Source organism: Gloeothece verrucosa PCC 7822, from assembly GCF_000147335.1.
Taxonomy (GTDB): Bacteria; Cyanobacteriota; Cyanobacteriia; order Cyanobacteriales; family Microcystaceae; genus Gloeothece; species Gloeothece verrucosa.
This window is the reverse complement of record NC_014501.1, coordinates 4,165,630-4,192,128: the sequence shown is the minus strand read 5'-3', so window position 1 is coordinate 4,192,128 and position 26,499 is coordinate 4,165,630. Positions and strand designations below refer to the sequence as shown.

Sequence of the window (26,499 nt, the reverse complement as noted above, 5' to 3'; positions counted from 1 at the left end):
TTTTTTACTTAGATTTTAAGATAGAGATAGTTTGATTGACAGCATCGTCTAAAGTTTTTGTCCAGTGGAGAGGCAAGAGCGATAAACTTTCTTGAATCGGTTGAACTTCTCCATTAATCAGACGAATTACCCATTGAATTTGCTGAGGTTTCGAGGATTGAGAGCGAGTTTTAACTAATCGTTTGCGAGACGAACCGGCCCCAGTGGCTCGAATAATTCGTTCTTCTCCTTTTTGGGGTAATTGCTGTTTGAGTTGAGGTTGAAGGTAATTAGCGATGGCTTGGGCTACCGTTTCACTCACTTCGGGACTAGCAACAATATTGACTAACACGGCTTTTAAAGCTGACAATTCCATCATCTGCTCTAATCCCAACTCGAGTTGTTGAGAGAGCGAAGGACAATCAGAGCCTTCTTCTAAAATTAAACAATAATTTGGCTTTCCTTGTGCCTGAACAATTAAATCCCAAGTGGTTAAAGCCAATCCGTGACTATTACAAATAATCCCCACATTTCCCAGTTCATCAACACCTTCAAGCCAGTGTAAATCCACGACGGTTTCACAGTCTCTTAGCGCGTTTTCTTCAGCCGCTCCTTGTAGATAATCTTTTTTTGAACAAATTAAACAGGCTAACTCAGGATGACGATCTAGGGCGCAGTCATTGACAGAAATTTTCCCATCAAGCGCCATCACTTCCCCTTGAGCATTCACGCCTAAAGGATTAATTTCAATTAAATCTAAATCTTTTTCCCAAAATAAATAATACATTTTTTCGATAATGGTACTCACTGACTCAATGAGTCCTTCAGCAATGCCCATTTTTTTCACTAAACGACGAGCATAAAAAGGAGAAAACTCTTCTTCGATGACCACCCTTTGCATATACTCAAGTAAGGCTTCTACATCCATACCTCCTTTAACCGAGCCTAACAGCACAGGACGTTGTAGCTGATAATCAAGAACCACTGCCAGAAAAAATTCTTCTTGAGCATCATAGCGGGCTTCGGCTAGGATCACCTCTGGATATTCTCCTAAAATGGGTAAACTAAAAATCGCTCTAGCGGCGGCTATAGCATCAATAGTATTTTCTACAAAGCGAATTCCTCCCGACTTTCCCCTACCGCCTGCCCGCACTTGAGATTTTAGGACAACCGGGTAGGGAATCTGTAGGCGTTTTAATTCTCCTGTATCATGAATGGGTTGGGAAGGTAAAACGGGGATACCGACTTCATCAAACAGTTCTTTAGCGTGATATTCAAGTAAATCCATAAATACAGTTAACTGTTAACAGTAATCAGTTATAAGTTATAAGTTATAAATTTTAACGGTACGAGCGTAACTAATGACTAATGACTAATGACTAATGACTTTTTTTCCATTGTTTTTCCACTTGATCAATGCCATAAAAATATTTCCAAAAGGCATCAGTAAACCAAGTGGGCATGACTCTTGTCATCATGGGAACAAAAAACCAGCCGCCTGTTGCTGCAATATAGCGAGGACGAGGACGACGGGCAGTCATAGCTCGCAGGATCACCTGAGCCACTTGTTGAGGAGTCCATCCTAACAAAGAGAGTTGTTGATCAATTGCTTCAATTTTAGCTAAAGCTGGTGCATAAAGATTTTTTTTCGGATCGGGAACCGTTTTTTCAATTTTTTCCCAAGCGGCTTCAAAAAATTCGGTAACTACTGGTCCGGGTTCCACCACACTAACTAAGATATTAAAAGCTTTTAATTCCATCCGCATCACATCGCTAAGGGCTTCTAGAGCAAATTTCGAGCAACTATACATCCCTCCGGCTGGAAAAGCCATCCGTCCCCCAAAAGAACTAATATTAATAATTCTGCCGCCGCCTTGGGAACGCATAACCGGGATCAAGGTCTGAACTAGAGTAAGCACACTATAAAAATTGACGGCAAACTGATGTTTAGCCGCTTCTAGTGGAATTAATTCAATGGGGCCCATTTGTCCATAGCCAGCATTGTTAACCACAGTATCCACTCGTCCAAAGTGTTGAACGGCTCCTTGGGCTAGGGCAATTACTTGTTCTGATGATGACATATCTGTGGTAATAACTAATACATCGGCACCGGCTTGACGGCATCCATTAGCCACTTGCTCGAGTTGTTCAGTTCGTCTAGCAGCTAAAACTAAACGGATACCGGTAAAGCGTTCCGCTAGAGTTTGGGCGAGGGCTGCGCCTATTCCGGCAGAAGCGCCCGTAATTAAAACAACTTGTTCCGAGAGGGGAGGAGTCTTAATCATGCTTAAAATAGCAAGGGATTCATTTAATTTAGAAGATTTCGAGGCCCGTTTACAACACCATTTAGAAGAAGTTTTCGGACCCTCGGTTTTGATCAATGTAAGCTGTGTGCTAAATGCCAATCATTTAATGATTTTTATCCAGACTGATAAATCAACCTCTGTTTCTCCTAACCAAGTTTTCGCAGAAATTAAAATAATTTTGCAAGACGAATCTTTTCCTCAATTTTTCCGAATTCAAATAGGTTTTATGGTTAATGATTATCAAGCTTATGAGCGAGTTTTTGCCCCCAATTTAAAGAGAGAAAAGCGATTATTATTGGTAGGAGCAACTGAGTTAAAACAGCATTTTTTTGCTCAGTTAAAGTCTAATCTAACTAACCAGTTAATAAAGAGGATAGCAGCAATTGGCTCAGGAATCATCTTGCTTTTGGGAGGTATTTATGTGGTTAGTCGTCCCTGTAGCGTTGGTTCATGTCCAGTAATTCCTCAATCTCAAGAAGTGGCGGCCCAAGCTCTTGCGGTTTTTGAGTCAAATTCTTCGCGCGAAAATATTTCTCTGGCTCAACAACGATTAACTGAAGCGGTTGAGCAATTAGAGAAAATTCCTTGGTGGTCAAATGATTATGCTGTGGCCGCTTCTCTACGGGTTTTATATCAAGCTCGTTTGCAGAGTTTAGAGCAGATTATGGCGGCTCAAAAAAAAGCGGCCCAAGCGGTAGCCATCGCTCAAAAAGCCCCTTTAGCGGCTATGACGTGGGGTCAGGTGAGACAGTTGTGGGAACAAGCACTCTCTAATTTAAATCAAGTCCCTCCTGAAAGTCCTTTTTTCTCTTTTGCTGCTGCTAAAAGCCGGGAGTATCAAGGCAATTTAATCAGTGTCAAACAACGACTTCAAGCCGAAGAAAAAGCTCAGATAATGGTATTAAATGCTAAAAAAGCAGCAAAAATAGCACAAATAAGGCAAAATAATGCTCAGACTGTCCAAGATTGGCAGTTAGTTTATGCTACATGGCAAACAGTCCTCAAGCGGCTTAAGGAAATTCCCCCAGGAACAACCCTAAGTGGGCAAGGAGAACAATTAGTAGAGACTTATATGCCCCTATTGACTCAAGCTCGTGCGCGATTAGAACAAGAAAAATTAGCTCAGAGGTATTACAATCAAGCGATTAAGCAAGCACAACTGGCGCTCAAATCTCAGCAGAGTAAACAATGGTCTCAGGCTGTATTTAATTGGCGCTTGTCCCTCACTTCCCTCAAGCAAATACCAGCCAATACCTTTACAGCTAGTCAAGCGCAACCTTTAATAAGTAATTATATGCTGGCTCTTAATCAAGCCGAAATTAATTTAAGAAATACTCTTAAGTTTCAAAAAATTCAGGAAACATTAGCAGAAATTTGTCAAGGTAGTGAAAATATTTGTAATTATAAAATCACTCAGAATATTATTAAAGTTAATTTAACTCCCTCCTATATGCAGCAGGTCTGGCAAACAGCACTACAAGCAAAAGCTCAAGCTAATATTCAAATTCAAATCGAGCTACTTAATCATATTTCTCGCTTAGAAGAAAGTTGGCAAGCCATTAGTAATAAAACTCAAAAAATTGTCAATATTTATAATCCTCAAGGAGAGTTAATGGTGAGTTATGAGCCGAATAAATAAAAGTTGAGTTTTTAAAAATTGTTGCAAATTTTACCGTAAACTTAACCGGATTTTTATAATTTAAAATAAAGCTAACGTTAATTTTTTAGTGATTTAATATAGCCATTCTAAATGATTTGTAAAATTTCTCTGCCCTTTACCTTATTTATGCCTCGTTTTTCCCGTTTAGCAACAAGATTTGTTCACAATGGGGAGCGGACTGCTATAGCTAATAGAGAATCTATAGAAAAATGGAGAAAACGCAACTTATATTATTATCAAGACTTGGAAAATATCTATAAATTTTTTGTTCAACCTGAATCAGATGTTTTAGAAATTGGTTGTGGTTTGGGATATTTATTAAATGCAGTTAATCCTCAATCGGGCTTGGGGATAGATATTGACCCTCAAGTCATAGAAATAGCTAGAGAGAAATTTTTAGACCTGAACTTTTCTGTGGCTCAAGCAGAAGCTTTTTCCCATGAGAAACATTTTGATTATATTTTACTGGATAATACTATCAGTAGTCTAAAAAATATACAAAAAACTTTTTCAAATATCCATCAAGTTTGTAAGCCTTCTACTAAAATAATTTTGACTTTTCATAATCCAGCTTGGGAAATAATTTTAAAATTAGCGACTTTTTTAGGACAGAGAAAGCCAATAAAAAATGCGAATTGGTTAAGCTATGAAGATGTCAAAAACTTGTTAATTTTAGAAGGATTTGAAGTGGTTTTTCATGGAAAACAAATGTTGTTACCTAGACGAATTCCGCTTTTATTTTGGTTGTTTAATAAAATTTTAGCTCCATTACCCATCATCAATCATCTCTGTTTAACAGAATATATTATTGCCCGAATTCAGCCGCCTTCATTCCCCGGTGAGCAAAACTTTCATAATCTTACCTGTTCAGTCATTATACCGGCCAGAAACGAAGCCGGCAATATAGAAAGTTGTATCACCCGAATGCCGGCTTTAGGAAAGCATACAGAAATTATTTTTGTGGAAGGACATTCTACAGATAATACTTGGGAAGAAATACAACGAGTTCAAGCGAAATATAGTCAAGAGTGGGATATTAAAATATGTCAGCAAAAAGGACAAGGAAAAGGCAATGCTGTGCGGGAAGGATTTGCCATGGCCACTGGCGATATTTTGATTATTTTAGATTCTGACTTGACCGTTATTCCAGAAGATTTAATTTATTTTTTTCAAGCGGTGGCTTCAGGGCGTTGTGAATTGGCTAATGGATGCCGCTTAATTTATCCGTTAAGTAATCAAGCAATGCCTTGGCTAAATCGAATCGCTAATCGTTTTTTTGCTTGGCTATTATCTTATTTACTAAATACTAAAATCAAAGACTCTCTTTGTGGGACTAAAGCTTTATCTAAAGAAAATTACCAACGAATTGCGGCTAACCGCTCTTATTTTGGTGATTTTGATCCCTTTGGGGATTTTGATTTATTGTTTGGTGCGGCTAAATTAGGGTTACAAATTAAAGATATTCCTGTAAAATATTTTCCTCGAACTTATGGGCGTTCTAATATTCATCATTTTAAGGAGGGTTTAGTTCTCTTAAAAATGTGTTTGTATGCGGCTAAAAAAATTAAATTTCGTTAATCTCAAAAGGGGGAGCGAAAATGTCAGAAGAGATTTTAAAAAATCATCGCGCTATCTGGGAAAAAAAGCCTATTATCCGAGAACTATATAGACGCTGGTATGAAGAGATAACGACACAGTTAAAGCCAGGAAATACACTAGAATTGGGTGGAGGAACCGGAAATTTTCAAGAATTTTATCCCAATGTTATCTCTACTGATATTATGCCCTTACCCTGGATTGATGTAGTAGCTGATGCTCAAGATTTGCCTTTTGAGGAGGAAAGTTTTGATAATATTGTCATGTTTGATGTGTTGCATCATATTGAAAATGTCACGCTATTTTTTAATGAAGCTTTGCGAGTGCTGCGTCCGGGTGGTCGAGTCGCGATGATGGAACCTTATATATCTCTAGTCTCTTGGCCAATTTATCATTTTTTCCATCCGGAACCTGTGGACTTTAAGCAAAATCCTTTAGCTTGGGTTGAACCTTCTCAAGACCGAAAACCTTTTGATGCTAACCAAGCTTTTGCTACTATTTTATTTGAAAAAAACTATAATTCATTTAAAGAAAAATATCCCGACTTTAAGAAAATTTATCATCGTCGTCTAGCTTTTTTTGCCTATCCTCTTAGTGGTGGATTTGAAAACCCCTCTCGGTTACCTATTAAGCTTTTAAAGCCGGTCTTAGCTTTAGAGAACGCGCTCTCTTTTGCCAGCAATTGGTTTGCTTTTCGGGTTTTAGTCGTTTTAGAAAAAAAATGAAAATCCTACAAAATTTACTTTTATTAATTTATAGTTTAGTTAACAAAAGCGGACTATTCAAGAGAATTTGGTTGAAAAAAATCTTTTATTTTGCTTACTTTCTCTATAAACAATATTTTGAAGACCCTTTTTTTGGACTAACTCAAAAATATCCCGAACTTTTCCGAGGCGGCCATATTTTAGACGTGGGAGCTAATATAGGTTACACTGCCACAATTTTTGCCAAAGTGATTGCGCCAGAATTTAAAATATATGCTTTTGAACCAGACGAAAAAAATTTTAATAGTTTGCAAGAAATTATCAAATTTAATCATCAAATAGAAAAGATTATTGCCATTCAATCAGCCGTTGGAGAAAGAGAAGGACTCGTCAATTTATGGCATAATGACAACCATCATGGGGATCATAAAATTGTTACTCCAGAATACCAAAAAACCGGCATAGACTTGAAAAAAGTTTCGGCTGTTTCTATTTGCTCTATTGATCATTTTGTCGAGTCTAGACTAGAAAATGCGGCAATCAAATTCATGAAAATTGATGTTCAAGGTTATGAATTAGCAGTTTGTCGAGGAATGGAAAAAACCCTTATGGCTAATCCAGATGCCATCATTGCTTTAGAATATATGCCCAGTAGTCTGTCTGAGTTAGGTTTTGATTCAGCAGAACTTCTACAATTTTTTAGAGACAAAAATTATTATATATATATCCTTTCCCAACGAGGAAACCTAGCAAAAGCCGACAGAAAACTCCTAGATACTCTAGTTAAAAAACGAGGATATATAGACCTACTTCTCTCTAAAAAAGAACTGAGAGAAAAATCCTCTTTATAGACCTCTTGAAAAAGCCGCAGTCCAAGGAATTCTTCTTTGCTCCTTTGCGCGAAACCCACTAAACTTTAATCAATCTCAATGCCATCACCAAAACTTTTACTTTACTCAGCAATTATTTTTCTGTTTGGACTATTCCTTTACTCAGGAGTATTAACAATAGGAATACCGAGTCTAATTTATCCCCTCTTATTATCCAATGATTCTACCTTTCTTTTTATAATCATTATTCTAGTCTTATATTTAGCTTACCGTCCCTCGGGATGGATAGGAGTATTAAGCAGTTTTAGCACCACGCTTGTGATTTTTAGTATATTATTATCAAGTATTTGGCGTAGGGCCGAGAGTAGCACTTTTATTCTGGGTGGATTATTGCCGGTTAGTGATGCTCAAGACTATTATGAAAGCGCCCTACGGTTATTAGAAGGATATCCTTTTTTAGAAATAGCATCGTGGCGGCCTTTAGCTCATGGAGTATTAGCGACTCTTTTAGGAATAACAGGGCAGAATTTACAAGTCACCTTAGCGATTTTTGCCCTAATTACAGCGATTAGTTGTTTTTACTTTACTCGTGAAATTCGACGAACTCACGGAACATTTATCGCTGTATTATCATTGACAATCATCATTTTATATTACCGATTCTATATCGGACGAATCATGACCGAAAACTTAGGGTTAGCCCTGGGGACAGTGGGGACAGCGCTGCTTTGGCGAGGTGCAACGAATCAGAAAATTAATTTATCCTTGTTAGGAATATTTTTACTTACCTTAGCCTTAAATACTCGTGCCGGAGCCTTTTTAATTTTACCGGCTTTGATTGGTTGGGGAACTCTATTTTTTCGAGGAGAATCTAGGTTTTCTAGTAAGTTTTTTTTGGGCGGAGTCAGTGTGGTTTTATTAGGGTTTATTATTAATTCTATTGTCTTCAAAGTAACCGCCGCTCCTGATGCTTTAAGTAATGGAAATTTTGCCTATACTGTTTATGGTTTAGCCGTCGGGGGAATGTGGGATAGTGTTTTACTTGATTATCCCGAACTCCTCAACTTAAATAGTGAAGAACGTCAAGATAAAATCTATCTATTAGCCTGGAAAGCTTTTCGAGATAATCCTTTAATTTTAGGCGGCAGTTTATTAAAAGCTTGGAAAATCTTTATTTGGGATAACTTTATTTTTTCTTATCTTCTCAGCCCTCTGCTAAATGGAATTTTAAAACTGTTAAGTCTGGTAGCTTTATTTAACTTTTATCAACAACGAAATTCTGCCATAGCATCCCTAATGCTTTGGGTAGCTGTTGGGGTATTAATCTCTGTGCCTTTTGTTCCTCCTTGGGATGCTTTGATAAGACCTTATGCCGCCACGATTCCCTTTTTTTCTCTTTTTCCTGCCTTGGGATTATCTTTTATTGCTCATCAATTTAAGTTAAATTTTTTCTTAAAAACGCCTTCAGATAAAACATATTCATTAGGTTTATGTATTTTTGCTATTGCTCTAGCAAGTTTGACTTTATTGGGACCTATTACCACTAAACTATTGAGTCAAGCGGCTCAATTTTCAGAAATCCCTTGTTCTGCCGCTACAGAAGCCTTATATTTTCGCAATAGTCCTGGTTCTAATCTTAATTTTCTTGCTGATGCCACTCTTAAACAAACGAATATCCCTAATATACGTTTATCGGATTTTCGAGCCGCAGCATCATCGATTCATCCCTATTATCAAAAAATCGCCGAAGAACTGACTCAAGTCAATCCCAATACAACTTATATTCAAAAAATCAATTTAAAAAACGGACAAATGTTCGGTTTAATTATCAATAGTGAACAGCTTACCCAAAAACAAGGAATAATAGCTGTCTGCGCTATCAAAAAAACATCGGTTAGACGACAAATCATGAATAAAACTTATTTTGATTTATATGTCAGTAGTCATTAGTTATTAGTCATTAGCGATCTCCTGTCCTTATGGTGATAAGAAAAAATTATAAATTGTAGGGTGGGTTAGGTGCGGGGATGATTTGGATAAAAAACCGATAATATTTGATCCGCGCCGTAACCCACCAAAAATACTTTTGTAACACACTACTTATTGTTAAGATATATGTGACTATAGGATAGATCAAATTGCTTTTCTTAGTTTAGGGCATCTTCACAAAGAATTGGCATGACTCCGAATTTGATCAATATGAACCTCGATTTGCGGAAAAGGAATTTCTATTTTATGTTTAGAGAAGGTTTCTAATATTAAACAGCATAAATCACTAATAATTTGTTTTCTAGTATTGATATCATTTAACCAATTTATCCAAATCTTCAATTCAAAATTTAAACTTGAATCCCCGAAGTTAACAAAAAAAACGAGAGGAGCAGGATTTTTGAGAACTTGAGGATGAGTATCAGCAACTTGAAGTAAAAGTTCCATAACTTGTTTGGTCTTTGAACTATAGCCTACTCCGATAACGATCGAACAACTGACTAAGCGATCACTTCCTGTATATGTCGTTAAATCGGAGGTAAAAAATTTCTGATTAGGAATGATTTTTTCCGAGTTATCAGTTGCCATTTTTACAGTAGTCGCTCGAATACCTAACTTTGTTACCTCACATACTTGATTGTCTATACTAATAATATCACCCGGTTTTAATACTTTTTCAAATAATAAAATAAATCCACTAATAAAATTACTAACGACCTGTTGTAAGCCAAAGCCAATACCAACAGATAACCCCCCAGTAATAGCGGCTAAAGCCGTTCCATTCACCCCAATATAGCCTAAAATGACAACTATTCCCAGGGCAATCAAAAAATAGCGAATGAGTAATAAACTTGCTTCAAGTGAACCTGAATCTATTTGAGGCCGATTACCTAGAAAAATATGAACTAACTTTTCTAGAAAAATTACTACCGTCATCCAAAAATATAAACCCGCTATAAGAATAAATATATTGCCCAAAGTAATTGAGCTATTAAATAATGTTAAAACTGAGATTTGGGCTAATTGTTCTACACTATCATACAGATTAACAATCGTTCCTAAAATAAAAATACAACCCAAAGGTGCTAAAAGGCGATAATGGTATTCTCGGACGGCAGCCATAGAAAATGTAGCATACAAAGAAGCTAGGAAAAAGCGATAAAATAAATAAATACACATTAATGTTATTGCCGTCGTTAAAAGTCCCCTCGTATAATTTAGAGTAATAAAAATAATTTGGCTTAAATTAAGTGCTATGAGGCTAATAAGAGGAAAACCAAGTTCTTCTATAAGCATAGCTAGATACTGGCCCAGAGGTAATCTAGCATCATTCCAAATGAATGCTGTTGCTTGGGGGAAAGTTTTTTGTAACCAACGCCAAAACCATTTAGATAAAAGCCAACTGATAACTAAAGAAAGCGTAATGGCCAGTAATTGATGTTGAATGTCAGAACGTTTTAAAAAGAGAGTTTGCTTAATAATAACATCTGATAAGGTAGGTAAATGATTTTGGCTCAACATTTTTTATTCCTCTAAGCTGACTAGGGCATTTGTGCTTTGGCAATTTGAGTTAATTTAAAAGCGGCTTCTTCAGGTGTTATATTTCCTAAGAGTGCTTTTTTATATAAAATATTTGCCTGTTCAAAAATCGGCATGATTTTTTCCATAGCATTTATAGGAATAGCAACAGCAGTTTTCGATTGTTGTATTAAGGTTGCTTCTATTGGGAATATATCAGGATCTATTGCAACATTTTGAGTAATAGGAACAAAAGCCTGAGATTGAACAATACCTTGAATTTGCTGTTCAGGGTTAGCCCAAAATTCTGCTAATTGTAAAGCTAGACGTATCTCGTCTGGATTAGAACTATGATTCAACATGATAATTCTGGTATAAAGTAGAGGCGTAGCAGGTCTGTCTAGTTCAGATGGAAGAGGAGCAATACGTAAATTATCTTTTAATTCATTTTTTAAATCATCAATTTCAGTTGAGTTACAAATATAGTAAACTAATTTACCGTCAGCAAAAGCCGAATGAAGAAGATTTCGCTGTCCTATTAAAGTAAAGTTGGGCAAGTTTTCAGCTTTTTTGAGCCACTGTAACCATTTAGCCCAGTTTTGAAGTTTCACGGGCATAATTAATCCTTGACTATTAAACCATTGAGCATCAAAAATCCCCATTCCCCAAAAGGTATCTTCAAAAGTCGAAACCATACCCACTGAATAGCCTTTTTTAGCTTGTTCTAAAAGTTCTTCTAAGCGGGTCGGAGGTCGAATTAAACTGGTATCTTTTGTCTGCTGTGATGGTTTAAGTAACGCTTGGTTATAACAAAGCACTTGTATTTGAGAACCCAAGGGTAAACCATAAATTTTCGTCCGATAACGAATTTGTGTTAAAGTTTGGCTAAGGTAAACAGATAAATCAATATTTTTTTCATCTATCGGTGAAATTACCTCCGCTTTAATGAGGTCTGGCATTTCTTGAGCAAAATCAATAATTATACTAGGGCCAAGGCCGTCTTTTGCCTGTTTGATAAATTGTGATTTAAGTTGATTTTGAGGCCAATACTGACTAACAATTTGAACGCCTGAATTTAATTGTTGAAATTCTTGAAAAGAACGGTTGAGCATCTCGGCAAGGTGACCTTGAAAAGAATAGCTAATTAACAGTTCTCCTTGCTCATTAAAGATTTGAGCTAAAGAATCTAGACTACAAGAAGTTAGCAACAATAATAAGACTGTTATTAAAAATCTTTTGGTAAATTTTTTGATCATACTATCCTCAAGCCTTAGCTAAAAATGAAATGTTGCCGAGATAAATGGGCCATTGAGGTTTTGGGAATATCCATAAGCATTATTCCCGCTTCCCACTCGATAATTAATTTCATAAAAACGGTAAGCTAATTGGAGGGAAAGATGACGACGAATCCACCAATCTACTCCAAAGAAAACATTCCAACTATAATCGGTATCCCCGGCTAAACCAAAACCGGCATAATCTCCCCGCACCCAAAGGGTAAGAGGTTCGGAAATTTGTACTCCTAATTTTCCACCTACTAAAGGATCAAACCAGGTACGGCCTTGCTGAAAAGTTTCTTGAAAAGTTCCCTCAAATTTAATTAAACTACTTGATAGTTTTAGGTTAATTGTTTCATCTATTTTGATGTTAATATCATTGAGCCGAACACCGGCAATCGGTTGAAACCAAATACGAGGAAATGTTTGATTAGAGGGTTTATCAAGGTGTTCATACATCGGGAGATCGCCAAGATTATAACTTAAGGCAAAATCATAGATTCCTTGATCAAACTGTAATTCGGTTTCCGAATTTGAAGCGAGTTGTTGAACTTCTCTATTTTCTTGAAATTGTTTTAACTTATTAAGATATTCAATATTTTGATCCAGTACGGTTTTAGCATTTTGAATTTCTGTATCGAGTTGTTGTAAAGTTCCACTGTCTTGTAAAGCTCGCAGTTTTTGGATTTGCTGACTCGCTTGTTCTAGGCGTTCTCTTGAGGCGATTAAATCTTGCTGTAACTGTTGTAAATCTTCTATTTTGGTAATAATATTTTGAAGTTTCGTCTCTAACTTTTCCTTGGTATTAAATCTCTGTATATCTCGATTATTTAAGGAAAAAATATCTTGTTGTAAAGTTTTTAATTCATCAATTTTTTGACTGGCTTGTTCTAAGCCTTCTTTTGAAGAGATTAAATTCTGTTGTAACTGCCCTAAATTGTCAAGCCTTGTGGCAAATTGCTGCAATCGTTCATTTAATTCGGGTTGGATAGGAAATCTTTGTCTATCCTGATTATTTAGAGTAATAAGTTCTTTTAATTCTTGGCGGTCTAAGTTGATTCCTTCTACTTGCTGAAGATTGAAAATTAAAGCCTTGAATCTTTCGCCATCTTGACCGACAATATCTTTAAAATTATCAATTTTTTCCTGTATTTCTCGTAAAGTTTCAGCATCTTGAGCTACAGTATCTTGGAAATTTTGAACTTTTTGTTTTAATTCTCGTAAATCTTCAGCATCTTGACTGACAGTAGCTTTAAAATTTTGATATTTTTGATCAAGTTCTCGTAAAGCTTCAGCATCTTGACTGACAGTAGCTTTAAAATTTTGATATTTTTGCTCTAATTCCCGTAACGCTTCAGCATCGATACTTGCTGTTTGTTTAATAGTCTGTATTTTTTGTTCGAGTTCCCGTAAAGCTTGGGCATCTGCACCCGCCGTTGCTTTAAAATTCTGAACTGTTTGTTCTAAATTTTGAATAGCATCACTTTGTTGTAAGGTTTGTAATTTTTGCAAATTATCAACGTTTTTATCAAGTGAATTAGCTATTTTTTGAAGGTTTGTATTAACATCTTTACTGAGTAAAAAATTTATAGCATTAATAGTATTAGGAACTCTTGAGCGGGTTCTTGCCATACTATCAACACCTTTTAAACTGACATAATATCCATCCATAATAAAACCCAAACGACCTTTCCAGGCTTCAACGCGACCACTTGCCGTCATTCGTAAATCATCAAGTAACTCTCCTAGAGATAGGCTATAACTGACGGTACGTCCCCTGGCTGTTGCTGTACCATAAGCCGTAACTGGAATGGTGGCGTAAGGCTGAAAGCTAAAATGCCATTTATCTTTTTCTTTCTCGGGTTTATCTTGTTCGGTTTTCTTGGGAGATTCGGGAATATTATTAGGTGTGCTTTCTTGAGTAATTAAAGTTTGTAATGTAGCAAAATTATATTCTGAAATACTAGATACTCCAGCTAAATCTGCGGCACAAGAACTATTGGCAGATAGCGGTTCTTCTTCAATTAGAGTAAAATTTCGACAGGAATTAGAATTTTCAATTTGGAGTAAAGGTTTTGAAAAAGTAGTTAATTTTAGGTTTTCATCTTTATCCTGTTCAAAAGGAAACTCTGAGATAGAGTGACGATTTCTCTCGCCAGAGGGAGTTATTTCAATAGGATTAGCAAGGGCATTGGCAGTTAGCAAATAGCTACTGGTGAAGGCTAATCCCCCACAGAACCAGGGAATTAAATAGATTAATGGCTGTAACCGTTTATTCATAATTGTCGCTCCTCACAAATTTTAACTAGCTATTTAGGAAAAATTTAGTTTTTCCTTCAGTGGATATTAATTAAAAATTTGCTCAACTTTTGACAGGATAGCTATTCAAAACTAATTAATATAGAGCAGCAAAGAGTTATATAGGTTATAATATAGAAATTTAAAAAAACTATTTTAATACACAATTATAAAACATTAATGGCGTTCAAAAAATCCAAATGCCTAAACTGCTCCCTTTGATCTGTCTTTTAAAAAAAACTGTTAATTGCATCACAAACCTTTGGGAAAATAATGAGACTCAAAAATTTAATATACTTGTACTACTTAAAGAAAATTTATAGGTACTTTTACAGCTTTGTAGCTTAACCTAGTCTTTTCTGTTTTAGATTTTACAAGTCCGTACAGACATCACAGTATCAAAAAATGGCAACTTGGCAAAGTCATCTGTAAATTAATTTAAACTATTTGACCACTTTCAAAAGATAGATTTATAGTTTAATCAGGAGTTAATAGAAGATTGTTATAAAGAAAACATAAATGTTTGAAACGCAGCTAGTGGTAAATATGTAGTGATTTTATGAGTAAAGAAGGAGAATCATGAGAAATGTTGTTTTATCAGAAGAACAAGCCTTTCAACTGGGAGTTGAAGCCTATATCTACGGATATCCCCTTGTCTTGATGGAGGTTAGCAAAGCCCTATTGACCTCCGTCGCCACCCCAGAAGGAATGAAAGCCCCCATTAACCAGTTTGCCCATTTAAGAGCCTTTCCCGATGCCTCCTTTACTGCGGTTGTCAGTCCCAACTCCGATACACTTTACTCCTCAGCTTGGCTTGATCTTTCAAATGAACCGATGATTTTGAGTGTTCCCGATACGGCAGGGCGTTACTATCTGATGCCAATGCTAGATGCTTGGACAAACGTTTTTGCTTCCCCTGGCAAGCGGACAACGGGCACAGGAAAAGGCGATTTTGCCATTGTTGCTCCGGGTTGGACAGGAGAACTGCCTGAAGGGGTACAAAAAATCCCGTCTCCGACTTCTCTGGTTTGGATTATCGGACGAACTCAGACAAACGCAAAAGCCGATTATGAGGCGGTCAATGCTATCCAAAACCAGTATCAGTTAACGCCGTTGAGTCAATGGGGCAAACCTTACCAACCTCCGACTAGCGTACCCGTTGCCAAGGGAATTGATCTTCAAACTCCCCCCGTTGAACAGGTGAAAAACCTCGACGCAGCTACCTTTTTTAAACAAATGTCTTCTTTAATGAAAAACAATCCACCGGCTCCGGAAGATCTTGAAATGGTGGAGAAATTGGCCAAAATTGGCATTGTACCGGGAGAAGATTTTGAGCTTCAATCCCTGACCCCAAGTGTCATTAAAGGGTTATCGCGCAGTGTTCAAGCCGCACATGAACAAGTCGTTGCCGCAGGCTCGAGTCCAAAAGCAGAGGTCAAGAACAATTGGTTAATGACATATAACTTGGGGAGCTACGGAACGAACTACCTTCACCGTGCTGGCGTTGCTTGGGTTGGATTAGGCGCAAATTTGCCTGAAGATGCTATCTACCCCCTGACGCGAGTCGATGAGGCAGGCAACCCGTTAACTGGAGAAAATCGCTATGTTATTCATTTTGAGTGCGATCAAATTCCGCCGGTCAACGCCTTCTGGTCAATAACAATGTACAATAATCAACAATTTTTTGTCGATAATCCCCTAGACCGCTATGCCATTGGCGATCGAGACCATTTGACCTACAATCAGGATGGTTCTCTCGACATCTACATCCAACACTCATCACCCGGCAAAGATCAACAGTCAAATTGGCTTCCGTCACCGCAAGACGATTTCAATCTGATCCTGAGACTTTATTGGCCTAAAGCACCGGTATTAAACAAACTTTGGTCGCCACCCCCAGTAAGACGAATTTCTTAAACATTCACCCTTTGAGCGAACCCTATCAGCCGCTAACATAGATGTCTATGCTAAGAATAAAGTCTAAGCGCCTTAATTATTCCAGAAAAATCTCTCTGTACAAGAGGCCTTACAATTTAAAAAAAGCCTTTTAGGATAAATTTAGGTGTGAGAGAAGATAACTGGCATTCCCTAAGCATATTTTCCTTTTCCTTTGTAGCAGTGGCGATGGTGTACCACGTCACCAATAATTTTCCCGCTCAACCTCCCCAACTCAACAAGAGTGAAATTGCAATTAACTCAGAAACAATTTTAACGAACAGTCCTCGTAATTTCCGCCCTCAAACTCTATTGGCTCAAAGTAACCTTTCTGAGCTTCAACAAGGCAATGAAATCAGTATTAATGGGCGTAAATATTCCGTTGCTTGGAGTCAGTGGCAAGAAGGAACATCCACAAGAATAGGAATCAGTGATACTGGAGTCATGAATATTTTAGGAGTGTATTTATTAAGCACCCGTGATCCAGAAATTCAGCCGGTAGTGTGGTTTAATAACGATCCGAATCAACCCACAATTCTCAAAGCTAAATTCATTGCACCCTATCGCTATTTAGACCTTACCGATATCTTACAAACGGCTGGAACTGAAATACAAGCTGTAGGCAATACCCTAAATTTAAACATCCCACCCGCCCAAATTCAAAACATCCGTCAAGGTGATCAAAGTTGGGGGAAACGCATTGTTATTGATCTGGATCGCCCAACATTTTGGCTCGTTAGTCAAGCGAAAAATGAAGGAGCCGTGCTTATTGAAGGGATAGCAAATTCCCAATTAATGGGCACTTATCAACCCTTACCGATAGCTTCTCCTAACGCTTCTAGAAGTACGACAAATGAGGATGATCTCGGCACAGGATCTAATGCTAAATTTGACCCTCAACTGTTTTCTTTAACCGGCGAAAAAACCACCACCAAATTATTATTAAATTTACCCACTGCTTACGGAATTCGGGTTTTTAGTTTATCTAACCCTCCTCGCCTTGTGGTAGATGTTCGCCCGGATGAAAAAGTGGAACGGGAAATACAATGGACTCCTGGAATTGTCTGGAGACAACAAATAATTACAGCTAAAGGAGATTTATTTCCGGTTACTTCGCTCTTAATTGATTTAAATACCTCTAACATTTCTTTTAAACCCGTCACCTCTAATGCGAATAGTCTAGAAGGCACTGCCCCTATTGCCGCTACAGCTAGAATAACGGGGGCTTCTGCTGCCATTAATGGAGGATTTTTTAACCGCAATAACAAGTTACCCCTAGGCGCAATTCGGAGTAACAATCGTTGGCTATCTGGGCCAATTCTTAACCGAGGAGCCATCGCTTGGAATGAAAAAGGAGAGGTAAAAATAGGTCGTTTGCGTCTGCAAGAAACTTTAACCACTAATAACGGAAATCAGATTCCCATCGGGTTAGTTAATAGTGGATATATTCAAGGGGGAATGGCGCGTTATACCCGAGACTGGGGCAGCTTTTATACGCCTTTAAGTGATAACGAAATAATTATTACTGTTGAAAATAATCAGGTTATTGAACAGCGACAAGCATCCTCTGCCGCACAAAATCAGTTTCCCATTCCGGCTCAAGGTTATCTATTAATTATTCGTAAAAATGCTGTAGCGGCTTCGAGTTTGATCCCCGGAACACAAGTTAATTTAAATAGTGCCACTATTCCCCCTGAGTTTAATCGTTATCCTCAGATTTTAGGAGCCGGTCCTCTATTATTGCTCAATGGGCAAATTGTTCTCGATGCCGCCGCCGAACAGTTTAGCAAAGGGTTTCAAGAGCAAAAAGCCTCGAGAAGTGCCATCGCTACCACTCGAGGAGAAAAATTAATCCTAGTCGCTGTTCATAACCGAGTAGGAGGAACAGGTGCTACTTTAGCAGAATTTGCTCAAATTTTACAAGCTTTAGGGGCAGTTGATGCTTTGAATTTGGACGGGGGAAGTTCTACTTCTCTGGCTTTAGGAGGTCAATTAATTGATCGCTCTCCGGTAACAGCCGCTAAAGTTCATAATGGCATCGGGGTTTTTATTAACCCTAAATTTTAATGACTAATACTTGCTGAGTAATTAAAGTAGAACTCGGCTTTGTTTAAATCCACATTGCCCCCACTAATAATGACACCTACCCGCTTTTGTTGGGCCGAAATGAGATGTTCTAATAAAGCGGCTGCGGCTAGAGTTCCAGTGGGTTCAACAACAATTTTTAGCCGCTCCCATAAAAATTTCATTGTGCGTCGGATAGCGGCTTCACTGACCGTGACCATTTCATCCACATAATGTAAAACTAAAGGAAAAGTTAGCTGACCTAAAGAGGGTGTACGCGCCCCATCGGCAATGGTATCGGGGTTATGAATCGTCACAAGGGTGCGGCTATAAAAAGAACGAGTAGCATCATCAGCCTGTTGTGGTTCAACCCCAATTACACGACAATTATTAGAAAGGGTTTTTGCGGCGATAGCACAACCAGAAAGTAAACCCCCACCCCCGCAACAAACTAATAATAAATCTAATGGTCCGACTTCTTCGATTAATTGAGCGGCAACGGTTCCCTGACCGGCAATGATATCTTGATGGTCATAGGGAGGGATAATGGTTAAATTCCGTTCTTGGGCGAGTTTTTGAGCAACTTTTTCCCGTTCGGTTTCGGAAGGTTGATAGAGAATGACTTCTGCGCCGTATCCTCGAGTGGCCGCTAACTAGACGCTAGGAGCTTCAGAAGGCATGACGTTCAACAAGTCTGCTCACACACAGAGGCCTCAACCTGATACTGAGTGAGCATAGCGTCTAGTATTTCTGTGATCGCCCTAGGCTGTTGAATCAAATTCCAGATCGTTGTTCCCACCGCATTAAGTCCGTAATACACGCCGGACTTCAGATGAAGGATCACGGTTTCATGATCTAATTCGGAAAATGTTTGTTCTTGAGCCGCCACGATCAGGGAATCTTTTGTTATCATAAGTTTTGAAGTTTTTTAGCTTCGTAAAATTGATTTTTTAATGCTGCCAGATCAAAAAATGGCAGCTTGTTTATTGGACAGTTAGAGTCACAAGGCTAGAAGTGCCTCAGATTAAGCTTTATAATCTTTTGAGGCTTATATGTTGCTCATGACTGAACTACATAATTAAATTGATTTAAATACATTGACTAACAAATAAACACAACTTCATTAAGTTTATCAAGATAAATTTACTTTTCTTAATAAATCCGCTTTGGCTATAAACATATATATATAAATACTATAGATTATGAATTATGTATTGGGAATTGATGGCGGCGGCAGCAAAACATTATGTATCCTAATGGATGAAAATAGGGAAATTCGAGGTCGAGGTTATGGAGGCTGTTCTAATTATCATTTGGTGGGTGAACAAAAAGCTTTCTTAGCAATGGAAACTGCCCTAGAAAAAGCTACAGAAAACCTCAATAAAATCGAAATAAAAGCCCTAGGTATAGGATTAGCCGGGGTATCCCGTCCCCAGGATTTTCAAGTTATACAAAATTGGGTTAAGGAATTACAATCGAGTGAAAAATTGCCGATAAAATGGAGCTTGTTGTCGGGGAATATCGTCATCTCTCATGATGCTTTAATTGCCTTAGTTGGGGGAGCCGCTAAAGCCATAGGAATTCTGGTTAATGCAGGAACCGGTTCGATTATTTTTGGACGGAATAAACGAGGAGAAGTGAAACGAGTGGGAGGGTGGGGACATCTTTTAGGCGATGAAGGCAGCGCTTATACCATTGCTATTCGGGGAATGAAAGCGGCTTTAAAAGGTTTTGATGGAAGCGGAGAAAAAACGCTTCTCTCAGCCTATTTTCAACAACACCTCAGTTTAGCCAGTCTAGAAGATCTAGTTAAAACAATTTATCAAAAAGAATGGGGCGTTAGCGAAATTGCTAGTTTAGCACCTTTGATCGATCAGGTAGCAGTAGCCGGAGATTTAGCGGCTCAAAAGATTCTAGAACAAACCGTTAATGAATTAGTTGAAGGCACAAAAATCGTTAAAAAAACCCTTTTTTCTGAGAGCGAAATTATTGAAATTGTGACAAGTGGCAGTGTGTGGCAGAGTCAATATCCCATCCGAGCAAGATTTCAAGCACTTTTAGAGCAACATTCCCCACAGATAAGAGTCATTCAACCTCGTCATGAACCCGCTTATGGAGCGGCTTTATTAGCTTTACAAACTTTTAACCCACTTGCTTAAATGACCGTAGCCTAGTCATATTAAAATATTGAAAAATCAATCTATAGACTAGCCTTGGAAAAATTATCTCAGCAACCCACCCTAAAAAACATTGTTTTCTGTGACTTTGATGGCACGATCACCGCAATAGAAACTTTTGTCGGAATGCTAAAAACATTCGCTCCTGAATTATGCGCTCAAATTATGCCGCAACTTTATGAGCGTAAGCTAACCTTAAGAGAAGGAGTCAGAAAAATTCTAGAATCTATTCCCTCCTCGGTTTATCCCGATAGTCTCACTTATGCTCAGGATAAACCTATCCGTGCCGGTTTACCCGAATTATTAGACTTTCTCGATCACAAAAAAATTCCCTTTGTCGTCATATCTGGAGGCGTTAAGGGAATGGTAGAAACCGTATTAGAACGACACCAACTGCTTGAGCGAGTGCTGGATATTTGGGCGGTAGAAATAGACACCAGTCAAGAATATTTTCAAATTTATTCACCAGTAGAAGGAGAGACAGAATTAGTGGCAAAAGTCGACGTGATGGCCAAATACTCAGCCGAAAAAACCATTGCCATTGGTGACTCTGTTACCGATATTAATATGGCCTTAAAAGCGGATCTCGTTTTTGCCCGTGATCGCTTGATCGACTATATGCAATCAGAAAATAAACCTTATATTCCCTGGAATGATTTTTTTGATGTGCGAGACTATTTAATGAAAAATCTATAATTTTGCCTTAAAAACATGACCAGTGATCTCCGTCAAGACTTAATTAATGCCGCGCGTCAATTTTACCAACTCGGTTGGATGGTAGGCACGGCCGGCAACCTTTCGGCTAAACTAGAGGATGGTAGTTTCTGGATAACCGCCAGTGGAAAAAGCAAAGGGCAACTCCAAGAAAACGATTTTGTCAGAGTTTCCCCACAAGGAGAGGTGTTAGAGTCTCCCCATCCTCAAAACCGTCCCTCTGCTGAAACGAGCATTCATCAAGCTATTTATTCTTTATTCCCTCAAGCTAATGCTTGTTATCATGTTCATTCAGTGGAAGCTAACTTAGTTTCTCGCTTCACAGAAGGGGAAATTTTACCGTTACCTCCTCTAGAAATGCTAAAAGGGTTAGGGGTATGGAAAGAAAACCCAGAAGTCGTTATGCCAGTCTTTAAAAATTACCTAGAAGTGCCTCGCATTGCTCAAGAAATTAGTGAACGATTTTCAGCAACGCCTCCTGATGTCCCTGCCCTTCTCATTGTCTATCATGGTGTCACCGTTTGGGCAGAATCTACCGAAAAAGCACAACATTATATAGAACTGACTGAGTATATTTTTCGTTATATCGTCGCTTCTCACCAACTAAGTCTATAACAAAAATTAGAATTTATTTCCGTCAAAATTTCTACATTTGTAGCTAAAACACTTTTGCTACATTTAAATTAGTACGGAACCTGTTCCGCACCTAGGTCGATTTTCCCAAAGTCAAAGTTAATATCAATTTGCCCTCATCTCTGTTATAAGAAACTAATTGATATCAGTCTAATAAAAAAATTGGGATAATCAAGGATTTTTTTCAATGGTATTGTACGCTGTCATTACTAATTATGATTGAAATGCAAGTGGCCTCCGTCGCCTTAGATATTATTACAAAAAACCCGAGAGTATTACTCAAAGATATTTCAGATAATTATTTTATTTCTATCGAAATTGGACAGAAGGAGGCACAGTCAATCATAGCAGCGATTCACAACCAGCATGGTCCACGACCCATGACTCATGATTTATTTGCTAATCTTCTAAAAGCCTGTAAATTGCCGCTTAAAGGAGTGATTATTCATGGTTTAGAAGAGAATACTTTTTATGCTCATCTTTGTGTTCAACAAGGAGAAATCACCCACGAAATTGATAGCCGTCCAAGCGATGCCATTGCTCTTGCGCTACGGACACATACCCCCATCTGGGCAACCGAAAATTTATTGAGATTAGCGGCAATCCCTATTGATGAAACCTCGGAAAATCCCGAACTCAGCAACTCAAAAACCGTTTTAAGGTCCGCTCAATTATTGCAGCAGTTAAAAGAAGCGATTTCTACTTCTGTTGACCTGAGTGACACAGACAAATTCGAAGCTCTTGAACAAATTGACACATTGATTCAAATTGTCAGCCACCCCAAAGATGAGAACCTCAAAAAAAATGCTAAGACAGCCATCAAAATTCTTTTAGGAACAGTGGCAATCATCCCTCCAAAAGCTAAAGTAGTAGAAGCTTATAAAAAGTTAATGCCCGAGATTTTATCTTTACTCTCTTTATAGTCATTGGTCATGAGTGATTAGTTTTTTCCCCTTTCCCCTATTTTTTTGTTCCCTATTGCCTATTCGCTTGAGAAAGATAGCGCCGCACTCCCTCACTCATCAAAGATAAACTAGGTTCAGATTGCTTGGCTAGATAATGCTCCGCCAATTGTGCCACTTGAGAACGCATGATAAAAGGAATATTTTTCAGGGCTTTATGGTCTATCTTCAGTTCGCATCGACTTTTAACAAGGGTTGTATTTCCTTGCTCAAAAAAAGAATTTATACCAGCCCAATGTACCGCTTCCGTAAAAGCATGAGTTCTAATACGCCACTCAAGGGTAAAATTAGAGGCTTTCCAGACATCATATTCTGTCCAAGTCAATAAATCTTCGTTTAGCCAGGGTTTTAGAAGACTGGGAATTTCTCCTACACCACGCAAAATATAGACACACTCAACCTGTTCTGGTTTTTCTACCCGAGACTTAAGCTGTAAATTTTTAATAGAAGGGACGTAGGGAACTAGATCAACTACATTATCTCGAAAGGTGGCATACACTAAAGAGCGAGGAAAGGGAATTTGTGAACTGACATCGATGATCATGATTTTTATAACCGTAAATTAAAACTGTTGGCGGCGCTTAATATTATTGGGCCGACGACGATAAGAAGCAGGAGGTTGATCACTTTCATACCTTAAATCTTCACTCACTTGAGTAAACACATCTCGTCGTAAATAGGGATACTCACCCACCCAGAGGTTATGTTGAGGAAGAAAAATATCAGTAATTTTAGCAATGGTTTGCAGGTCCGGCTGTCTAGATAAAACTAACCCCAGAGCAATATCACCCGGTCTAATTACCTTATGAATACGGCGCAGAGGGGCTTGCACAGTAGCGCGAAAGCCGTTTTGATCACCGATGGCGAGATTAATGCGGCGTTCTCGATTTTCCACGATCACTAATTGCCCCATTTTATCAACTCTTTCCTCTTCCCTAACTAATTCTTCAGTAATAAACGCATCTAATACCCGCCCTCGCCAAAAACCACTATAGGGAAAACGGCGACACTTTCCGTTACGGATACTGGCCCAGTATACGGGTGCCCATAACCAATATAACCCCGCGATGATGTCCAAAAGCAGCTTAATAGCCATTGCTCCGTCACCAAATAGCATTCCTCCTAACCAAGTCACGGTTAAAGCGACCACAGAAATGAGCAGTCGTCTTAAAAAGTCTTGCCAAGTGCCCCAATAATGGGCATACTGAGGTCCTGTGGCGATGAGGGGAATGATTTGCTCAAAAGTTGGGCGAGTGATGGGTATTAGCATAATGATGGGTTAGTGGATAAAAGGCGCTCTTGCAAAAGGAGAACAGCAAAAAGGCTCTGACTAATGACTACAATATCTTTTCTAACCGACAGCCATAACCCTCGGTTTCAGTCCAATGATGTTCTAGTTGTTGTTTGACTTTTAACTCTAAAAGCTCTTGTTTCAATCGCTCATTTTCAAGTTTTAAGGCTTTAACTTCTGCCTCTAACTCTGTTACCCTATCCACTTTGTTTAACTCCTGTTTAAAGGCATTTTTTAAGCCTTGTAACTTGGTTTCCTCTCTCATGGTATCAAAGTAAGTTGTTCCGTTCATTTCTATTGAGTGACCTAGACTTTGAGCTAGTTGGGCTTGGTTGATGCCTTGATTGTGCCCTCTGTGGTTATAGGCGTGTCTTAGAGCATGGGGAGTAAAAGGAATAAAGCGATTGTTACGTGAGTATTGAGTCTCGCCTCCTCCCATTGTTCCTAGCCGAAAATATCCACATATTGCGCTGGTCTTACCTTCTTTAGGAAACTTCCAATTAGGTAATAACTCCTCAATTGGGCAGTTCCTAATTAAGTCCCACTCTTTAAGCCAGTCTTTATCCGTAGGGCTTAAGGGCATAGCCATCCTATAACCTGTCTTAGTGTCATTTTTAATGGCTAGGATTTTAAGACTATTATTAATACTATTAATTGCTGGAATAACAAAGTCTTCACCTTGGTACTGTTCCATCGTATCTGAGTCGCTAGACTCGTCATCATCACTAACATCAACTGTTACCCAATCACCGTTTTTAAGGGTAACTGGCTTATCCCAGTTAGCTATCTGGAATACCTCATGAATCCTTAAGCCATAGATGGCTAATAGTTTGTAGATAAAGGTTATTTTTTGGCGTGCTTTCATGTTTGTTTTTCGCCCGCCACTTTTATGCTGCCCCTCTATTTCTCTCTTTATCATCGCTTGTAGATACTGTTCAATCTCTGAGTCAGTAGGGATGTATTTCTTAGAAGGTTTGGGCTTATTTTCCTTTTGAAGCTTGTCAAGAAATTTAGGGTAATCAATACAGTGGAAGTCAAGAAAATTCTTTACCCCTCTAATAGCTATTCCCCTATCTGCACTGTTAGGAGTAGTGCTTAGAATTACATCCTGAATTATCTTGTCAGTCAATGGTTTATCGATTGATTCAAGAGCGTCTAGCCATCTTTGTCGATGAAACCATGACTTGTTGGTTCCTGTCTTTAGTGATGTTTTTTCTTTAAACCACCAAGTTTTATACTCAGCCAGCAACTCTTTACAGGTTTTCTTCTTTTCAGGTTCCTGGGATGTTTCAATTGACTGCTTAGGTTTTTTGCCTAGTAGCTCATTTAACCATTCATGAGTATATGTGCCTGCCTCTAATTGGGCACTGACTAACAAAGCAATACGTTTTGCTTTCTCTAATCCCTCAAAGCTAAACCTTTCATTAACCCCCTTTTGCTGTTGCCCATTGAATGAGAACTGAACAGCTAAGGCTTGACCACTGACTTTGATGGTTGCCGTCTTACCGTGTTTACCGTTGTCCTTGAGAAACTGGTTAATAGTGGCTAACCGTTCTTTAAGCTGAAAGCTTCCATCAGTTGGAAGTTGCTCAGATTTTAGTTTTTGGGTACTCATGTATTCCTTTGTAAGTTACTTAACTATTACTTACTTAGTCTCTGAGCTTGGTTTTAGATTAATACTATTATTAATAGTATTAAGTAAGTAGCGGTTAGAGAAATTATAACACTTTTTCTAACCCATAAACTAAAGATTTGAGTTGAGTAACTTTACGAATGGCTAAAAGCACTCCAGGCATAAAACTCGAGCGATCTGTGGTATCGTGACGCAGAGTATAAATTTGACCCGGTGAGCCAAAAATTACTTCTTGGTGAGCAATTAAGCCCGGTAAGCGCACACTATGAACCCGAATATTTTCTCCCACAATTCCTCCCCGAGAACCCGCGATATTTTCCGTTTCTTCTACTTTAGCCGCGTTATAGGTTTTGCCCAATTCCGAGAGCATTTCTGCGGTTTTGATGGCTGTGCCGCTCGGGGCATCAGCTTTTTGGTTATGATGAAGTTCTATAATTTCCACATGATCGAAATATTGAGAGGCTTGCATAGCGGCTTGTTGCAATAAAATCATGCCCAGGGAAAAATTCGGCACAATTAAACAACCCGTACTGGCTTTTTCCGCAAAATCGGCTAAATCTTTAATTTGTTCCACACTAAGGCCGGTGGTTCCCACCACAGGACGAACTCCATAAGCGATGGCACTGCGAACATTTTCATAGACCCCATCTGGATGAGTAAAATCTACCATTACGCCTTGGACTTTTTCCTGAGTTGCCAGAACTAAAATACTTTGTAAGTCATCAATGATCGGCACTTCTACCGGTCCGCATCCGGCCACCTCTCCCGCATCTTGTCCCCGATATTTGGGGTTTTTATCCACTGCCCCTACTAAAATCAGATCTTTTGCCGAGGAAACAGCTTTTATCACTTCTTGTCCCATTTTACCGGCTGCCCCATTGACGACGACGGGGATCGGGGATTCATTGGTCATAATTGTTTAAACAATTTTTC

The 26,499-nt window shown here is 38.4% G+C and carries 21 protein-coding genes and 1 pseudogene; 11 read left to right on the top strand and 11 right to left on the bottom strand.

Annotated features, from left to right (window positions below; genetic code table 11):
• Nucleotides 1-4: 4 nt before the first annotated feature.
• Nucleotides 5-1,267, bottom strand: coding sequence for an ATP-grasp domain-containing protein (locus CYAN7822_RS18520; RefSeq protein ID WP_013323785.1), 1,263 nt, complete (start codon nucleotides 1,265-1,267; stop codon nucleotides 5-7).
• Between the two features lie 91 nt (nucleotides 1,268-1,358).
• Entirely contained in the window at nucleotides 1,359-2,264 is a 906-nt protein-coding gene (locus CYAN7822_RS18515; RefSeq protein WP_013323784.1) for an SDR family NAD(P)-dependent oxidoreductase, read from the bottom strand.
• Here CYAN7822_RS18515 and CYAN7822_RS18510 point away from each other — a divergent pair.
• The 5 genes from CYAN7822_RS18510 to CYAN7822_RS18490 all read left to right on the top strand — a co-directional run bounded on the left by CYAN7822_RS18510 (nucleotide 2,263) and on the right by CYAN7822_RS18490 (nucleotide 9,025).
• A complete protein-coding gene (locus tag CYAN7822_RS18510; protein ID WP_245602597.1) occupies nucleotides 2,263-3,924 on the top strand; it encodes a hypothetical protein in 1,662 nt (553 codons plus the stop codon). The two genes, CYAN7822_RS18515 and CYAN7822_RS18510, sit on opposite strands and share 2 nt — an antisense overlap.
• Nucleotides 3,925-4,035: 111 nt before the next feature.
• The gene (locus tag CYAN7822_RS18505; RefSeq protein WP_013323782.1) at nucleotides 4,036-5,523 is read left to right on the top strand and encodes a glycosyltransferase; all 1,488 of its coding nucleotides are present in this window, start codon (nucleotides 4,036-4,038) and stop codon (nucleotides 5,521-5,523) included.
• A gap of 20 nt (nucleotides 5,524-5,543) precedes the next feature.
• A complete protein-coding gene (locus CYAN7822_RS18500) occupies nucleotides 5,544-6,266 on the top strand; it encodes a class I SAM-dependent methyltransferase (RefSeq protein ID WP_013323781.1) in 723 nt (240 codons plus the stop codon).
• On the top strand, nucleotides 6,263-7,096 hold the full coding sequence (locus CYAN7822_RS18495; RefSeq protein ID WP_013323780.1) for an FkbM family methyltransferase: 834 nt from the start codon (nucleotides 6,263-6,265) through the stop codon (nucleotides 7,094-7,096). Before CYAN7822_RS18500 ends, CYAN7822_RS18495 begins: the two co-directional genes overlap by 4 nt.
• 78 nt (nucleotides 7,097-7,174) lie before the next feature.
• On the top strand, nucleotides 7,175-9,025 hold the full coding sequence (locus tag CYAN7822_RS18490) for a hypothetical protein (RefSeq protein ID WP_013323779.1): 1,851 nt from the start codon (nucleotides 7,175-7,177) through the stop codon (nucleotides 9,023-9,025).
• Nucleotides 9,026-9,238: 213 nt separating this feature from the next.
• Here CYAN7822_RS18490 and CYAN7822_RS18485 read toward each other — a convergent pair whose 3' ends face one another.
• From CYAN7822_RS18485 to CYAN7822_RS18475, 3 genes are read right to left on the bottom strand one after another with little or no spacing between them, the layout of a single operon-like run.
• Nucleotides 9,239-10,585, bottom strand: a complete 1,347-nt coding sequence (locus CYAN7822_RS18485) for a mechanosensitive ion channel family protein (RefSeq protein WP_013323778.1) — start codon at nucleotides 10,583-10,585, stop codon at nucleotides 9,239-9,241.
• 20 nt (nucleotides 10,586-10,605) lie between these two features.
• Nucleotides 10,606-11,838 carry a sugar ABC transporter substrate-binding protein gene (locus CYAN7822_RS18480; RefSeq protein WP_013323777.1) on the bottom strand — a complete coding sequence of 411 codons (1,233 nt, stop codon included), beginning with the start codon at nucleotides 11,836-11,838 and terminating at the stop codon, nucleotides 10,606-10,608.
• 18 nt (nucleotides 11,839-11,856) lie between these two features.
• Nucleotides 11,857-14,139, bottom strand: a complete 2,283-nt coding sequence (locus CYAN7822_RS18475; RefSeq protein WP_013323776.1) for a coiled-coil domain-containing protein — start codon at nucleotides 14,137-14,139, stop codon at nucleotides 11,857-11,859.
• A gap of 597 nt (nucleotides 14,140-14,736) precedes the next feature.
• On the opposite strand from CYAN7822_RS18475, the gene CYAN7822_RS18470 reads away from it, so the two are divergent.
• Both CYAN7822_RS18470 and CYAN7822_RS18465 read left to right on the top strand, forming a co-directional pair.
• A complete protein-coding gene (locus CYAN7822_RS18470) occupies nucleotides 14,737-16,074 on the top strand; it encodes a DUF1254 domain-containing protein (RefSeq protein ID WP_013323775.1) in 1,338 nt (445 codons plus the stop codon).
• Between the two features lie 147 nt (nucleotides 16,075-16,221).
• The gene (locus CYAN7822_RS18465) at nucleotides 16,222-18,159 is read left to right on the top strand and encodes a phosphodiester glycosidase family protein (protein ID WP_013323774.1); all 1,938 of its coding nucleotides are present in this window, start codon (nucleotides 16,222-16,224) and stop codon (nucleotides 18,157-18,159) included.
• On the opposite strand, the pseudogene CYAN7822_RS34675 reads toward CYAN7822_RS18465, so the two are convergent.
• Both CYAN7822_RS34675 and CYAN7822_RS18455 read right to left on the bottom strand, forming a co-directional pair.
• A pseudogene (locus tag CYAN7822_RS34675) lies at nucleotides 18,156-18,794 on the bottom strand (pyridoxal-phosphate dependent enzyme); the annotation flags it as partial. The gene CYAN7822_RS18465 and the pseudogene CYAN7822_RS34675 overlap by 4 nt on opposite strands.
• Nucleotides 18,795-18,841: 47 nt before the next feature.
• Complete coding sequence (locus tag CYAN7822_RS18455) at nucleotides 18,842-19,069, bottom strand: PqqD family peptide modification chaperone (protein WP_013323773.1); 228 nt, start codon at nucleotides 19,067-19,069, stop codon at nucleotides 18,842-18,844.
• 289 nt (nucleotides 19,070-19,358) lie between these two features.
• Here CYAN7822_RS18455 and CYAN7822_RS18450 point away from each other — a divergent pair, with 289 nt between their 5' ends.
• From CYAN7822_RS18450 to CYAN7822_RS18435, 4 genes are all read left to right on the top strand, one after another.
• Entirely contained in the window at nucleotides 19,359-20,315 is a 957-nt protein-coding gene (locus CYAN7822_RS18450) for an N-acetylglucosamine kinase (protein WP_013323772.1), read from the top strand.
• A gap of 54 nt (nucleotides 20,316-20,369) precedes the next feature.
• A complete protein-coding gene (locus tag CYAN7822_RS18445; protein WP_013323771.1) occupies nucleotides 20,370-21,029 on the top strand; it encodes an HAD-IB family phosphatase in 660 nt (219 codons plus the stop codon).
• 15 nt (nucleotides 21,030-21,044) lie between these two features.
• Nucleotides 21,045-21,662, top strand: a complete 618-nt coding sequence (gene mtnB, locus CYAN7822_RS18440) for a methylthioribulose 1-phosphate dehydratase (protein WP_013323770.1) — start codon at nucleotides 21,045-21,047, stop codon at nucleotides 21,660-21,662.
• 233 nt (nucleotides 21,663-21,895) lie between these two features.
• Nucleotides 21,896-22,603 carry a bifunctional nuclease family protein gene (locus CYAN7822_RS18435; RefSeq protein ID WP_013323769.1) on the top strand — a complete coding sequence of 236 codons (708 nt, stop codon included), beginning with the start codon at nucleotides 21,896-21,898 and terminating at the stop codon, nucleotides 22,601-22,603.
• 52 nt (nucleotides 22,604-22,655) lie between these two features.
• Here the strand turns inward: CYAN7822_RS18435 and CYAN7822_RS18430 are convergent, their stop codons facing one another.
• The 4 genes from CYAN7822_RS18430 to dapB form a co-directional block, all read right to left on the bottom strand.
• Nucleotides 22,656-23,186, bottom strand: a complete 531-nt coding sequence (locus tag CYAN7822_RS18430; protein ID WP_013323768.1) for a hypothetical protein — start codon at nucleotides 23,184-23,186, stop codon at nucleotides 22,656-22,658.
• A gap of 18 nt (nucleotides 23,187-23,204) precedes the next feature.
• Complete coding sequence (locus CYAN7822_RS18425; protein WP_013323767.1) at nucleotides 23,205-23,912, bottom strand: hypothetical protein; 708 nt, start codon at nucleotides 23,910-23,912, stop codon at nucleotides 23,205-23,207.
• A gap of 67 nt (nucleotides 23,913-23,979) precedes the next feature.
• Nucleotides 23,980-25,548, bottom strand: coding sequence for a hypothetical protein (locus CYAN7822_RS18420; RefSeq protein WP_013323766.1), 1,569 nt, complete (start codon nucleotides 25,546-25,548; stop codon nucleotides 23,980-23,982).
• 103 nt (nucleotides 25,549-25,651) lie between these two features.
• The gene (dapB, locus tag CYAN7822_RS18415) at nucleotides 25,652-26,479 is read right to left on the bottom strand and encodes a 4-hydroxy-tetrahydrodipicolinate reductase (protein WP_013323765.1); all 828 of its coding nucleotides are present in this window, start codon (nucleotides 26,477-26,479) and stop codon (nucleotides 25,652-25,654) included.
• Between the last annotated feature and the right edge of the window lie 20 nt (nucleotides 26,480-26,499).

Excerpts from the sequence above, each read along its gene's own strand:
- CYAN7822_RS18520 (WP_013323785.1), bottom strand. The coding sequence starts at position 1,267 with ATGGATTTACTTGAATATCACGCTAAAGAACTGTTTGATGAAGTCGGT.
- CYAN7822_RS18510 (WP_245602597.1), top strand. The coding sequence starts at position 2,263 with ATGCTTAAAATAGCAAGGGATTCATTTAATTTAGAAGATTTCGAGGCC.
- CYAN7822_RS18515 (WP_013323784.1), bottom strand. The coding sequence starts at position 2,264 with ATGATTAAGACTCCTCCCCTCTCGGAACAAGTTGTTTTAATTACGGGC.
- CYAN7822_RS18505 (WP_013323782.1), top strand. The coding sequence starts at position 4,036 with ATGATTTGTAAAATTTCTCTGCCCTTTACCTTATTTATGCCTCGTTTT.
- CYAN7822_RS18500 (WP_013323781.1), top strand. The coding sequence starts at position 5,544 with ATGTCAGAAGAGATTTTAAAAAATCATCGCGCTATCTGGGAAAAAAAG.
- CYAN7822_RS18495 (WP_013323780.1), top strand. The coding sequence starts at position 6,263 with ATGAAAATCCTACAAAATTTACTTTTATTAATTTATAGTTTAGTTAAC.
- CYAN7822_RS18490 (WP_013323779.1), top strand. The coding sequence starts at position 7,175 with ATGCCATCACCAAAACTTTTACTTTACTCAGCAATTATTTTTCTGTTT.
- CYAN7822_RS18485 (WP_013323778.1), bottom strand. The coding sequence starts at position 10,585 with ATGTTGAGCCAAAATCATTTACCTACCTTATCAGATGTTATTATTAAG.
- CYAN7822_RS18480 (WP_013323777.1), bottom strand. The coding sequence starts at position 11,838 with ATGATCAAAAAATTTACCAAAAGATTTTTAATAACAGTCTTATTATTG.
- CYAN7822_RS18475 (WP_013323776.1), bottom strand. The coding sequence starts at position 14,139 with ATGAATAAACGGTTACAGCCATTAATCTATTTAATTCCCTGGTTCTGT.
- CYAN7822_RS18470 (WP_013323775.1), top strand. The coding sequence starts at position 14,737 with ATGAGAAATGTTGTTTTATCAGAAGAACAAGCCTTTCAACTGGGAGTT.
- CYAN7822_RS18455 (WP_013323773.1), bottom strand. The coding sequence starts at position 19,069 with ATGATAACAAAAGATTCCCTGATCGTGGCGGCTCAAGAACAAACATTT.
- CYAN7822_RS18450 (WP_013323772.1), top strand. The coding sequence starts at position 19,359 with ATGAATTATGTATTGGGAATTGATGGCGGCGGCAGCAAAACATTATGT.
- mtnB (WP_013323770.1), top strand. The coding sequence starts at position 21,045 with ATGACCAGTGATCTCCGTCAAGACTTAATTAATGCCGCGCGTCAATTT.
- CYAN7822_RS18435 (WP_013323769.1), top strand. The coding sequence starts at position 21,896 with ATGATTGAAATGCAAGTGGCCTCCGTCGCCTTAGATATTATTACAAAA.
- CYAN7822_RS18430 (WP_013323768.1), bottom strand. The coding sequence starts at position 23,186 with ATGATCATCGATGTCAGTTCACAAATTCCCTTTCCTCGCTCTTTAGTG.
- CYAN7822_RS18425 (WP_013323767.1), bottom strand. The coding sequence starts at position 23,912 with ATGCTAATACCCATCACTCGCCCAACTTTTGAGCAAATCATTCCCCTC.
- CYAN7822_RS18420 (WP_013323766.1), bottom strand. The coding sequence starts at position 25,548 with ATGAGTACCCAAAAACTAAAATCTGAGCAACTTCCAACTGATGGAAGC.
- dapB (WP_013323765.1), bottom strand. The coding sequence starts at position 26,479 with ATGACCAATGAATCCCCGATCCCCGTCGTCGTCAATGGGGCAGCCGGT.